General features: G+C 62.2%; 1 pseudogene. It reads left to right on the top strand.

What is annotated here, in order from left to right:
* Positions 1-94 (top strand): annotated as a pseudogene (locus SB751_RS30750) (N-formylglutamate deformylase); the annotation flags it as partial.
* Positions 95-270: the final 176 nt, after the last annotated feature.

Below are 270 nucleotides of genomic sequence, written 5' to 3'. Positions count from 1 at the left end.
AGAGACGCGTCCGTACGCATACGACGAAGCGCGCGCCGCGCGGATCGTGCCGCTGCTGCAGACGCTCGTCGAAACCGCGCTCGCGCATCGCTGATCGGTCGGCACGCTGCGTGCGGCGGTGCGGTGATATTTTCCGCGCCGGCTTGACGGCACGCGGTGCGGGCAAGCTGATGCAGCGCACAAAAACGGCATCGATCCGAACGGTCGATGCCGTTTTTTTGTCTGATCGATGTCGGGGATCGGCACCTGGAAATTTGACGCAATTTTTAG

The sequence above is a fragment of the Cupriavidus sp. SIMBA_020 genome, from assembly GCF_046535395.1.
Lineage (GTDB): Bacteria > Pseudomonadota > Gammaproteobacteria > Burkholderiales > Burkholderiaceae > Cupriavidus > Cupriavidus campinensis.
This window is presented reverse-complemented; position numbering and strand designations above follow the sequence as displayed.